We start from the raw sequence: 12,527 nt of genomic DNA on the forward strand, positions 1-12,527 counted from the left end.
TTTAAAACTTAAAATCCAATGTTTATACTTAGCGAATAACTACTTAACCGTTCTCCTTCAGGCAAGATATTTCCGTAACCATTCGTAACATTGCCATGGTTAAGATTATTTGCTTGTGTCAAGAACGCATATTGATTAACAGATCCTTTTTTGGTGCTGTATGGTGTCCAGAAGGCTACTTTATTGGCCATCGCAGCAACGGTCACATTTGCTAATTTTAACTGCTTTACCCAACCATCTCGAAATGTATAACTTGCGCTGATATTCTCTAAAGACAGATAGCTACGATCTAGTAAGAAACGTGTTGAGTTTAAAGTAGACTCTGTTGTTACATTCGATAGACGGGGATTGGTCGCTAGCTGTCCTGGATAACGCCATGCATTCAACATATTGACAGATTGATTACCATTTAAAATATTCAATCCATCCAAACCAATACGACGTTCTACATCATTAAACATCAATCCTCCTTGACTATACTTAAAGAAGATAGAAAAATTGAAATTTCCGTAGCTAAAATTATTTGTCATACCACCATAAAAGTTTGGCGTACTGTTACCTACAATAACCCGGTTTGCTGAATTAAAGACCTTGGTAACATTATCGTTCGCATCTAACCACATCGGATCACCTGTAGATGGGTCTACCCCTGCCCAACGAACCAGATAGAAAGAATTTGAATTATAGCCTTCCCGCATGATTTTTGTGCCTACAGAACGATCGGTACCATCCGACATCTGCAAAACTTTATTCCTGTTGAAGGAAAGTATAAAGGTGCTGCTCCAGTTAAAATTATCTTTCTTAATATTATCAGAATTAACAGCCAACTCAAATCCTGTATTTTGAATTTTACCAACATTCTCATAGACTCTACGGAACCCTGTAAGCATGGATGCATAGGTATTGTCGATCAAATCATTCGTAACGTTTTTGTAATACTCGGCAGCCACCGTTACACGATCAAAAAGTCTGAAATCTAAACCACCATTAAACATATTGGTACTTTCCCATTTCAGCCCTTCATTGATTCCACGTGTCATTACGGCACCAGACTCACCACCGTAGCTGTTCACGGTATTAAAATTATAAATACCTTTCGCATAAGCACCAGAGAACCTTGAATTACCGTTATTTCCGTAGGAAGCCTTAAACTTTAAGAAATCAACGATATCATTCTTTGGCCAGAAAGCTTCGTTACTTACCGTCCATGCTGCTCCAATGGAATTGAAAATACCCCACTTTACATCTTTACCAAAGTTGGAACTACCATCTTTACGATAGGTGTAGTTAAGGGCATACCGTTTATCGTAGACATAACCTGCGCGACCAAGGTAGGAAAGCAAGGTTTCTTTCGCTCGACTTGTTGTACCTATTCTATTTACAACCGCCACAAAACCTACCTCACGGATATAATCATTTGGAAAATTACTACCAGTCGCTGACACCGAATGGCGTTCCATTATCCGTGCTTCTGTACCGACTAAAATATCTAAATCACCTTTTCCAATTTTACGCTCATAGGTCATCATGTTGTTGCTAATCGCGTTCATCACCTGAGACTCTCCACGATAAGCCTTTCCTTTAGCCTCTACCCCTGTATAATTATTCATCGAATTATACTGATCTTCAACACCTGAGCTAAAATCAAGACCATTCCTATTGATAAATTTTAAGCCTTCAAAAAGGTTAACGGTAAAGCCTATATTCCCTATTACATTAAAAGACTGTTGCTTATTATCATTTTGGTCACGTAATCCTGGCATATTCTGTAAAAGATTACCATTCGGATCCCGTTCAATATATTCTCCATTTGGCCCAAAAGGATTAATCAAAGCACTATACTGAAAATAAGAATCGCCAGGATTGAACAGCTTATTCTTGCTAAAGGCTGCGTACAATCCACTTTGCACAGTGATATGCTTACCTATATTTCCATTTATGTTAGACCGTACAGCATAACGTTTGGTCGTATTTCCAATTACAATGGAGCGATCATCATACATATTAGCGGAAAGAAAGTAATTCACGGCTGTAGTCGATCCACTGAGATTAAGGGTATGCATAAGATTCTGCCCACGTTGAAAATACAGATCCCCCCATTGCGTATTCACGGTGGTATCTAGTTTACCGAGTTTATCTACAAGTCCCATTTGCTTAATTAGATCTAAGTATTGAGGTCCATCTAATAAGTTTAGGCGTAAATTAGGACGACTTTGGGTACCATAACGTAGCGAATAGGTTAGTTTAGGATCACCTTTACCCTTTTTTGTCGTGATGAGGATCACCCCGTTTGAGCCATTCGCACCGTAAATAGTTGTTGCACTAGCATCTTTCAATACCGTTACACTTTCAATGTCGTTGACATCCAAATAGGTTAATGGACTGATACTAACTTGCATACCTGGAATCATGTTTGTGGTTCCACCGGTATATAAAGGAACACCATCCACAACCCATAAAGGCTCGTTTGATGTCGCTCCACCTGTTGTGGAAGCATCTCCACGAATACGTGTACTATAACGCGTACGTGCAGAGCTGTTTGACCCAGCATCCTGCGAGTTGAACTCTACACCTGGAACAATACCTTCCAGCAAGGCATCCAGACGTAAAGCAGGTTTGTTGGCCAAATCTTTGGCCGTCACCACATAGGCCGATCCTGTTTGATTTTCACGCGACTCTTTGGTACCGTAAGCTGTTACGATAACCTCATCAATGTAGTCCATACTTTTTTGCAACACAATATTTGTATTGCTTTGCAAAGTACTTACGGCTACTTCTTGCTTTTTGTAGCCTAAGTAAGACACCTCTAAAGTACTATTTGCAGGTACTTCTAGTGTGTACTCCCCCCGGTTATTCGTTGTGGTTCCCCGACCATAATTTTTAACCAACACACTAATACCGGCATTCGGATAAGCCGACTTACCATCAAGGTCGTTCAATAAAACGGTACCCGAAAGCTTAATCGTTGCTTGCAGCTTTTTTAATGGCGTCAACGTAATTGTTTTGTTAACAATCGTATACTCCACATTAAGTTGCTTAGCAAGCTTGTTCAAGGCTATGCTAAGCTCATCATCGGATAGATATAGGGTTAACAACTTGTTGTTAGACAAGATACTCGCATCATAAATAAAGGAATATCCCGACTGTTTTTCAATCTGATTAAGGACAGATTCTACCTGTTGGTTTTTGGCTTCCAAGCGAATGCTCTGTGCAAATCCTTGGGCTGAAGCAAAAGCAACCAAGCCTAAGGTTAGCAGCGTGGAGACTTTTGGTTTCACTAAATCAGCCTTTAGAAAGGATAAACACTTTCCAAAACATTTTTGATTCATATAGTATGGGTTAATTATTTTTAAATTTCACATAGAGCTTATCCGCCTTAAGGCGATAAGTTCCTTGTGTTAGGTTAGTAAGAATAAGTTGTAAATCTTTTAAATCAGTTCCGCGACTAATTTTTCCAGAGATGAGTTGATTCGGAACCTTGGACTCCAACACAAGATCTAGCTTATACCAACGTGCTAGCTCTTGGAGTACATCTTCCATGCGTTCTTTATCAAATTCAAAGTTTAGCTGGCGCCAACCGAAACTTGCTGTCGACGTATTTTGCTCGATTGCAATTTTTCCATTCGTATTTATAGCCTGCTGCTTTGGAGCCAGCACATGCATTTCAAGTCCGTCGGCCAAAGCAATCTTCCCTTCGTACAAAGTGGTCTTTATAGCCGATTGGTTTGGATAAGCTTTCACATTAAACTTTGTTCCTAATACGCGTACCTCTTGGCTTTTAGCTTTCACCACAAAAGAGCGATGCGGAATTGTCGTCACTTCAAAATAAGCTTCCCCTTCCAATTCCACTGTACGCTGGCTTGAAGCCGCAAAGTCTGGTGAAAGGCGCAACGTTGTTCCTACGTTTAAGGATACTTTAGTACCATCCGGAAGAATAACTTTTGAAAACTGCCCCTTCCCGGTATACACCTCCTTAATCATAGCATCCGGACTAATCTTAGCGAGATCAACATAGTAATTGGAGTCCAAAAAATCACTTACCGTCTCTGTAATTTCTTGCACTGGCGCATGTACACCTTCATTCAACACGTATAAACCACTCTGAAAAACAGTCGATTCATCAGGACGATTGCTCTTCTGCTGAAAAAAGAAAATGCCACTACCAATAAATAACAGCATTGCAGCAGCTACCGTCATATATTTTTTCCAAAGCACTTTAGGCTTCGCCGTATGTTTTCCGATTTCTTTCCAAATTTCCTCTTGTAGTAATTCGGTATCTAGATTGTCCTCCACTTTCGTGTGACTATCATCAAAACTAGTATACCACTCTTGAAAGCGCGCCTTTTCTTCTACAGAGGCACGTCCTTCATTTATCTTGATTAAGATTGCTCTTATCTCTTCATTTATTTGCGTCATTTCTCCTGGTTATACTATACATGTACAACAAGTCGCAACCTACGCACGGAAAAATTTAAAAAATGATAAAAGTTTTTATTGTTCTTAAGAAAATTCGCAACTGCTTAAGGGCATAGCTGATTTGATTTTCAACAGTACGGTGGGAAATATGGAGCTTTTCAGCAATCTCTTTACTGTTTAAATGCTCCTTACGGGAATAATTAAAGATGATTTGTGTCTTCAAAGGAAGCCTTTCTACCTCCTGAAAAATCAACTCTTGCAAAAATTTGGAGTCTAGCGCCTCATCCAGGTTGACCTCCTCGACACGATCGAGTATACCAATTACCGAATGGTCAACATTGGTGTAGCGATTTGATTTATGAAAGTGCTTGATAATGGAAAACTTCGTCGCCTGGTAAAGATAGGCTTCGAGATTTTCAATAGACGACAGGTCCGCATGTGTCCACAGCGACAAAAAGATATCCTGCACAAGATCTTGCGCAACATCCATATGCTGAACCCGGTTATTACAAATGACAAAAACTTTATCCCAATAGCGATCATAAATCGCTCTAAAGGCTTCTTCATTTTTATGATGTACTAACTTTTGTAAGGCAGGAGTAGGTAGTAAACTATATTCTTCGGAAAGACGACTCAACTAGTATAGTAGATTTCATAAATAAATACGGTCGCAAACTTACAATATTAAAGTAAAGAAAGCCAAAGCCTTTTTGTCATCTTTTACAATATGACAAATGCACAGAAAGCAACATTTAATAACACGTTTCACCACTTAAAAGTGCTACGGCAGAAAAAGAGTATACACGATTGTTACAACTTTTTTAAAAAAGTTGTAACGAATGGCCAACTGCCAGTACTTACTCCTTAAAGAAAATCAAAAACTAACAAAAACGCCTTATCAGCGTATAAAACTAAAAATATGAAACTATTAAAAAAATTAACGATTTTGGCTTTTGCAATTTTACTAACCATCAATTGCCATGCACAACAGAAAAAAGAAAGCTTATTATGGAAAGTCTCAGGTAATGGCCTTAGCAAACCGTCCTACATAGCGGCTACTTTCCACACCTTATGTGCCGAGCATTTTATAATAAAGGATAAAGTTAAAGAGGCTATCGAATCGGCCGATCAATTTATACTAGAGATAAACTATTTGGATCCAAAGGAAGTAGAAACATTACAGCGTATGGTTACTGCAGAAAAACCGTTAGGCGAACAATTATCTGCAGCAGAGGCAACACGGCTGGATAGCATCCTTAGAAAAAGTTACAACAGCAACTTCGAGGCGGTAAAAAAATACACTCCGCAGGCTTTGTATGCTTTAATCTCTCAAAAATCAATAGACTGTAGTGCTGAAGATGTGCGCTACTACGATGCTGAATTGTTGAAACTTGCTGCGAGTAAAAATAAAAAATTTGGAGGCCTAGAGTCTGCACAAGCACAGTTAGACTATATCGGCAAAGCCTATAACCTGCAGCAGATAATTGATCAGCTTGCACAAGGCGACGAATATGCACGTATTGCGAAAAAGATGATTCAAGCGTTCAATAATGAAGAAACAGATAATTTATATCAATTAAGCACAGACAAACGATTTATGAGTACAGAACAAAAAAAGTGGGTACTTGATCAACGCAACAAGGATTGGGCTACCGTAAGTATGCCGCAAATAATGCAACAAGGCACCGCTTTATTTGCCATGGGCGGAGCACATCTATCGGGAGAAAATGGAGTTATTGAACTACTCCGTAAACAAGGATATACCTTAAGCCCTGTAAACGAAATTAGCGACCTTTAAGTCTGAATATAGAAATGGTAGAAAAAGAATTTACCACACGCATACAACAACACAAAGGAATCTTGTACAAGGTGGTACGGCTCTATGCCGACCATCCGGAAGACCGAGAAGACTTACAGCAGGAGATTATGATACAGCTCTGGAAATCCTATCCTTTCTTTAAAGGAGAAAGTGCCTTTTCATCGTGGATGTACCGTGTAGCACTAAACACAGCCTTAACCTTCTTCAAAAAGGAAAAAAGAAGAAGTGACAGCTTCAGTACGAGTGAAACAACACCAGAGCCCGTACATGAAGAGTATAGCGACACACAAGATCAACAATTACAGATTTTCTACCGCGCTTTGCATGAAGTCAACCCGATTGAAAAAGCCTTGATGCTCTACTTTATGGAAGGATTGTCACACCGTGAAATAGGCATTCAACTGGGCATATCTGAAGGAAATGCACGTGTAAAACTAAACAGAACAAAAGAAAAATTACAACAGATCATAAAAAAATACAACTATGAATTTTGACGAACTGAAAAAAAATTGGAACAACATCGAAGAACCAGATTTGGATATCCAAATTCCGAATAATAACCAAAGCAAGCATCCCTTAGAAAAGCTACAACGTAGCATGAAGCAAGAGGGGATACTACAAGTCTTAAGCATAATTTTCTTAGGCTTCGTCCCCCCAATCATGGGCATCGCGAAAGATTTTTACATGCTTTATTACATTGCGTATGCCATGTTGTTCATTATCTCAAGCTACTACCTTTCCACATTCTATCGTTTCTACAAACAGGTAAACCTCTTTAGCAACGCTACTAAAGGAAGCCTTCTACGCATCTATTATGAATTGCGACTGGCTATGGAGCGTTATCAATCTTTTGGATTCCTGCTCTTACCTTTTGTCTTCGTTTGGCTTGGTATTTATCTTCAAGATCGCCTATTGCAAAAAGGTAAATCTATTATAAGTTTATCTCAAGAAACGCAGGTTTATATGGGTATAGGAATAGGCATAACCACCTTACTAACTATATTTTCAATTGTTATTTGGGTTAAAAAAATATACGGCCGATATGCCAAAGAGTTAGAACGTATAATCGATAATTTGGAAGAATAACCAGTTGCGCGAAGTTTATGCCTAGTTTTAATGTCATAAACTTCGCACTTTGCATACAATAATTCATAATACTAGAATTATTATTTACTTTTGCAGAAAATACAGGGCAAATATGCCGATAAAGCAAAAGACCACAAAATATGATACGGCGTTCCGACGCCTCTTAAAATTTCTGACAGGTGAACATAGTGGCGATGCCTTGCGCAATAGCCTTACCGCCCTTGTCCCCGCATTGTTGCTTTACTATTTTGTAGACCTACATAGTGCTATAAGTATTGGTGTCGGCATCTTAATGGCTGCCTTAACCGACCTCCCTGGCAATCGTACAGACAAGTGGATTTCAGCCAAATGGTGTATTAGCATTTTTGCTATAGCCAGCCTACTGACTTCTTACAGCTTGAAAACGCCTTATCTGCTACTATGCTTCCTTACTATTTCTGCGTTTTTAGGAACCATGCTTGCCGTATATGGTTCGCGTGCCGCAGCAGTAGGCTCACTAGCCCTGATTCTAATCAGCTTTATCATGGGCTTGCCACCAACAGACCCAATCGGACTTACGGTTGATATTTGCTTAGGCGCTGGGCTGTATTACCTCGTCAGCATACTGCAAACCTATATCACGCCCTACCGATCGCTACGTCATGCTATGGCCGGAGGCTTCCAGAATTTAGCAGTCTTGATACGTAGCAAATCAGAATGCTACAATCCACAAATTCCTATAGAAAAAACCTACAAAAAATTAAGCAAAGTTCATGTGCAGGTAAGCGAAAGCCAAGAAGTAATAAGGCTATTGCTCCTACGCGAAAAACAATTACTTACCTCCAACAGCAATGGAAGCTGGCTTAACCGAATTTATGGCCTTATAGATTTACACGAGTTATTGACAGCGCTAGACTACGATTACGATGCTATTCGTGAAACACTAGAGCCTACGCAAAGTCTACCACTGATTCAACAATTAATTATCGCATTGGCAGATGAAGTTGAAAAAATTGGACATATGCAGCAGCTAAAGCTACGTTCCAATCTCAGCATCCAAGAAAATACAAAGATCAAAAATCTATTAGCCCAAATTGAGTTAATCCGTGAAGAAGCCCCCTTTAAAGCTGCAAACGTGCTAAAAGGAACGCTTCATAATATAAAATCCATCATCCATTTGATTCAGGCTATTCAGTGTAATGATGAGGCCTACTTCACATCGCGTAAAGCACTCAACATAAATGAATATCAAAACTTCATCCCACAAGCCAACAAAAGTTGGGCTAATATTAAAAAACTTTTAACATTTGATTCCGCTTTATTCACTTTTGCCTTTCGTCTAGCTATTCTTTTTGGCTTGGGTGGTGCGGTAGGTTTATTCATGCCTGAGTCTGGCTATGCCTATTGGGTACTGTTAACGTTAGCCATCGTAGCAAGACCTAGTTTACGAAATACCAAACTACGCAATACGCAAAGGATCATTGGAACCCTATCGGGAATGTTAATAGCGATGGTACTTCTTTATTTTATCAACGATATAAAAACAGCACTATCATTAGCGGCAATTGGTCTATTTGGCTTTTTCTTTTTCAACAGACCGAACTATATGGTCAGCGTAATTTTTATTACCATTGCCGTACTTCTAGCTTTAAATAGTTATCACGGAAATCTAACACAGCTTCTAGGTAGTCGATTATTTTTCACGTTTACGGGAACTTTATTAGCAATCGTAGGTTGTTATTTTTTGCCGCTACGTCAAAAACAAGGAATGTCGGCATTGGCTAAAGAAGTCGTACGACATAGCCGTTCTTATTTTCAAATGGTCGCAGCACAGCTCCACGAGCATAGCCATGACAACGTAGCCGTACGCATGGCGAGAAAGAACACACAGACTATTTTGGCTACTTTCTCAGATACTATACACCAGTTGCAAACAGAGCCTGGACATAAAAAACAAGACTGGACAAGTCCAAATACTTTCCACAGCCTTGCCTACCGGATTAATGCCTTAACTATTGGTCTTGCTGTAAACACGGGCAATTTACAAGTAGATAATAATAATTTGACTCAACTACTTGAACGCTCCTCGGATATCGATGAGCTGTTAACGGATTTAACTTTACTCGCTGAAAGCGTATAAAAAATCACCAAGTAAATAAAATCCACAACGCGCTAAAAACAAAGCCTCCAATACTGTTTAGCAATATTGGAGGCTTTGTTTTAATGGACTAACCGTTAATAATCGATAACGGTGACTTCCGTACGTCTATTCGCTTGGTGTTCTTCCTCAGAACATTTCACTCCTTTTGCACAACGATTCAACAGCTTGGTATCACCGTAGCCTTTAGAAACCAATCGGTCTTTAGCAATCCCTCGTCCAACAATGTAGTTGACGGCCGATTGAGCACGACGCTCTGATAGTTTCAAATTGTAGGCTGAAGAACCCCGACTATCGGAATGACTAGACAACTCTATTTTCAACGTTGGATTTTCTTGCAATACCTCTACGAGTTTATTAAGTACAATAGCCGCATCCGAACGAATATCGGCGTTATCATAATCATAGTAAATGTTAGGCAACACGAAATTTATCCCCTTCTTGTTGACAGGCTGCAAATGAAAACGAGCAATTACAGTTGTATCCTTTTTCGGGCTTAGCCCATTTAAGAGTAAGGAGTCAGACATAAACCCTTCCTTAGAAACAACTACTTTATAAGCGGTATTTTCATCTAATCCATGATTAAAAAACAAACCGTCAGCAACAGTACTCGCCAACAACACGCCGGAACGATCACTTATTTTTACTCGATAATCACGAATCGCCTCTGAACTAACCTTATCAAAAACTTGTGTTTCAAATTTTATATGAACTTCTTTTCGAGGTTTTGTATAAATGAAAGTGTAAATATCGTCCGAACCTGCTCCTCCAGTTCTATTGGACGACAAATAGCCAAATTGGCGTTCATCATCATCCGCACTAACCACAAAAGCAAAATCATCTGTCGAAGAATTTATTGGATATTTAAGGTTTTCTCTTTGCTTGAAATTAGACTTATGCCCAACTGCTTTAAAAATATCCAAGCCCCCCATTCCAGCAAAACTATCGCTCGAGAAATACAAGGTATCAGCAAAGACTGAAGGAAATAGTTCATCGCCCACACCATTTATAACAGAGCCTGCATTTTGAGGCGATCCCCAACTGCCATCCGTATTTCTTTCGCTATACCAAATATCAACACCACCTTGCCCTCCCGGCATATCGGAAGCATAATATAATACGTTCTCATCAGAACTCAATGTAGCATGGCCCAAGGAGTATTTTTCAACGTTATTGTAAGGGAAGGACTCTGCCACCCAACTTGAACCTTGTTTTTTGTAAATAACGAGTTCTAAGTTATACTTCTTAAAACGCATACCATCCCGCTTGACTTTCTCGATATCCTTTCCGCCATAGGTTCTAGTCACAAACAACAAATCTTGTGCTGCATTGGACGATACCGGGCCTACGTGGTAAGCAGCATCGTTATAAATAGCATCCATCAAAACTGGATACTTTAAGGAGATACCATCATCATCACGACTTGCCGAGAATATTTTCTGATAAGCCTCCCCCGTCATCCCGCTAACGCGTGCAGAACTAACCGCAGGCTGTGCCGTGTAAAGCACGCCATTACTCAACGGAAAAACAGCAAACTCCGCTAGACTTGTATTAACATCCTTCTCATTCTTTACAGCATACGTTGTTGGATGAGCCGTCCATAGCAAAGCGGAGTCACAGCCTGCCAAGGCAACAGATACATCTTTCCCTTGTGGAAAACGATCTCTGTACTGTAGGAAACTAGCTTTAGCAGCTTCATATTTTCCATTTGCCTTCAACACCTGTGCATAATTCAATGCTACATCCGCCTGATCCGGAGAAATAACCGTCAGCTTTTGAAACCACTGTTCCGCTTGTGTGTATGCATTAATCTGATAGTATGCATCAGCCAACGCGGCAACCTCTTTATTTGTGAGTTCCTTACGCTGCTGCACACGTCCGTATATATCAATTGCTTTTGCATATTCACCGGCCAAGTAAAACTGATAAGCACGATCACTCAGTGACGCCTGCTCTTGTGCAATAACTGGAAAGGCGGTAAGCATAGATAATATCCATACCGTCGCTATACTTATTTTTCTTAACGCATTCATCATCATTTCATTTAGCTTAAAAGAATCGTGGATTTAAATACTGCTTCGCTCCTTGTCTACCAAATGTCACACCCAAGGTAACCTCATGTGTTCCTCCTTGATTACCACTCATTTTATTTAACATCACATCATAGGAATATCCAATACGGAACCTATCGGTCGCATAAACTTGAACGATTCCCGTAATAGCATTCGTAGAACTCAACTTATTTACAGAATTTGATTGGTACTCGCGATTAAACAACTTTGCTCGTGTACGGTAACCTGCCCCTATCCAAAATTTCCTATTGAATACAAACATGGCATTAACATCTAAAGCAGTAGGTCCTTTAAAATCTTCTTTAACGAGCAAACTTGGTCTTAAATGTAAACCCTCTTGAAGCTCAAAAACAGCCCCTGCAATAAAATAACTATGAATTGTACGGTATAGACTTTCCGTAATATTCTGATTGAAACGATAATCAGAACCCGAATTCGACCCACTGAAAAGATCCTGTACAGATACACCGGCATACCATTTCGGTGTATAATAATATACCCCTAGACGAACATCAGGTACAAAGTCAGAAATCATCCCTTCAGGAAGAACCTGATCATTACCATCGTTAGTTACGATTTTATTTCCATCTAAGCTATACTGCGTAAATCCCCCAGCGATACCCAAGCTTAAACGCTTCGTATCGTCATCATCTAGCTGTAGACGAAGGGCATAATTAGCATAAAAGGAGGTCGCAGACTGCACACCGAGCTTATCTGCCGTAATATTTAAACCCACACCATGTCGCTTCGAATAAGGATCTACCACCCCATCGATGGAAACAGTCCCTGTTTTAGGGGCCCCTTCCCACCCTGTCCATTGACTACGAAGACCTGCTTGTGCAAACCATTCCTCTTTGTATCCAGCATAAGCTGGATTTACACTCACAGAATTAAACATATATTGTGTGAACTGGATGCTTTGCTGGGCCTTAACTTTCGTTAAGCCCAAGCATCCTGCTACGATAAAAACTGCATATTTCGCGTATTTCATACTTTT

At 39.8% G+C, this 12,527-nt stretch carries 9 protein-coding genes; 4 read left to right on the top strand and 5 right to left on the bottom strand.

The genetic code is table 11. The features are described 5' to 3' along the window. Positions 1-8: 8 nt before the first annotated feature. The 3 genes from WH223_RS18830 to WH223_RS18840 are packed head-to-tail and all read right to left on the bottom strand — an operon-like array spanning position 9 to position 5,053. A complete protein-coding gene (locus WH223_RS18830; RefSeq protein ID WP_340049413.1) occupies positions 9-3,329 on the bottom strand; it encodes a SusC/RagA family TonB-linked outer membrane protein in 3,321 nt (1,106 codons plus the stop codon). Between the two features lie 10 nt (positions 3,330-3,339). Next, on the bottom strand, positions 3,340-4,416 hold the full coding sequence (locus WH223_RS18835; protein WP_340049414.1) for a FecR family protein: 1,077 nt from the start codon (positions 4,414-4,416) through the stop codon (positions 3,340-3,342). Between the two features lie 55 nt (positions 4,417-4,471). After that, positions 4,472-5,053, bottom strand: coding sequence for an RNA polymerase sigma-70 factor (locus tag WH223_RS18840; RefSeq protein ID WP_340049415.1), 582 nt, complete (start codon positions 5,051-5,053; stop codon positions 4,472-4,474). Between the two features lie 282 nt (positions 5,054-5,335). Between WH223_RS18840 and WH223_RS18845 the strand changes: the two genes are divergently transcribed. From WH223_RS18845 to WH223_RS18860, 4 genes are all read left to right on the top strand, one after another. Beyond that, a complete protein-coding gene (locus WH223_RS18845; RefSeq protein WP_340049416.1) occupies positions 5,336-6,214 on the top strand; it encodes a TraB/GumN family protein in 879 nt (292 codons plus the stop codon). 14 nt (positions 6,215-6,228) lie between these two features. After that, complete coding sequence (locus WH223_RS18850) at positions 6,229-6,729, top strand: RNA polymerase sigma factor (protein WP_340049417.1); 501 nt, start codon at positions 6,229-6,231, stop codon at positions 6,727-6,729. Continuing rightward, positions 6,719-7,321 (top strand): hypothetical protein, encoded by a 603-nt coding sequence (locus WH223_RS18855; RefSeq protein ID WP_340049418.1) that lies wholly within the window; start codon positions 6,719-6,721, stop codon positions 7,319-7,321. Before WH223_RS18850 ends, WH223_RS18855 begins: the two co-directional genes overlap by 11 nt. A gap of 112 nt (positions 7,322-7,433) precedes the next feature. Beyond that, positions 7,434-9,440 (top strand): FUSC family membrane protein, encoded by a 2,007-nt coding sequence (locus tag WH223_RS18860; RefSeq protein WP_340049419.1) that lies wholly within the window; start codon positions 7,434-7,436, stop codon positions 9,438-9,440. Between the two features lie 95 nt (positions 9,441-9,535). Here the strand turns inward: WH223_RS18860 and WH223_RS18865 are convergent, their stop codons facing one another. Together WH223_RS18865 and WH223_RS18870 are read right to left on the bottom strand one after the other, a co-directional pair. Continuing rightward, entirely contained in the window at positions 9,536-11,497 is a 1,962-nt protein-coding gene (locus tag WH223_RS18865) for an OmpA family protein (RefSeq protein WP_340049420.1), read from the bottom strand. A 10-nt stretch (positions 11,498-11,507) separates the two neighbouring features. Then, on the bottom strand, positions 11,508-12,521 hold the full coding sequence (locus WH223_RS18870) for a PorP/SprF family type IX secretion system membrane protein (protein WP_340049421.1): 1,014 nt from the start codon (positions 12,519-12,521) through the stop codon (positions 11,508-11,510). Between the last annotated feature and the right edge of the window lie 6 nt (positions 12,522-12,527).

The organism is Sphingobacterium sp. MYb382, from assembly GCF_037572665.1.
GTDB lineage: Bacteria > Bacteroidota > Bacteroidia > Sphingobacteriales > Sphingobacteriaceae > Sphingobacterium.

What these genes read in the sequence shown, in the direction of transcription:
- WH223_RS18830 (WP_340049413.1), bottom strand. Translation starts at nt 3,329, where the DNA reads ATGAATCAAAAATGTTTTGGAAAGTGTTTATCCTTTCTAAAGGCTGAT.
- WH223_RS18835 (WP_340049414.1), bottom strand. Translation starts at nt 4,416, where the DNA reads ATGACGCAAATAAATGAAGAGATAAGAGCAATCTTAATCAAGATAAAT.
- WH223_RS18845 (WP_340049416.1), top strand. Translation starts at nt 5,336, where the DNA reads ATGAAACTATTAAAAAAATTAACGATTTTGGCTTTTGCAATTTTACTA.
- WH223_RS18850 (WP_340049417.1), top strand. Translation starts at nt 6,229, where the DNA reads ATGGTAGAAAAAGAATTTACCACACGCATACAACAACACAAAGGAATC.
- WH223_RS18855 (WP_340049418.1), top strand. Translation starts at nt 6,719, where the DNA reads ATGAATTTTGACGAACTGAAAAAAAATTGGAACAACATCGAAGAACCA.
- WH223_RS18860 (WP_340049419.1), top strand. Translation starts at nt 7,434, where the DNA reads ATGCCGATAAAGCAAAAGACCACAAAATATGATACGGCGTTCCGACGC.
- WH223_RS18865 (WP_340049420.1), bottom strand. Translation starts at nt 11,497, where the DNA reads ATGATGATGAATGCGTTAAGAAAAATAAGTATAGCGACGGTATGGATA.
- WH223_RS18870 (WP_340049421.1), bottom strand. Translation starts at nt 12,521, where the DNA reads ATGAAATACGCGAAATATGCAGTTTTTATCGTAGCAGGATGCTTGGGC.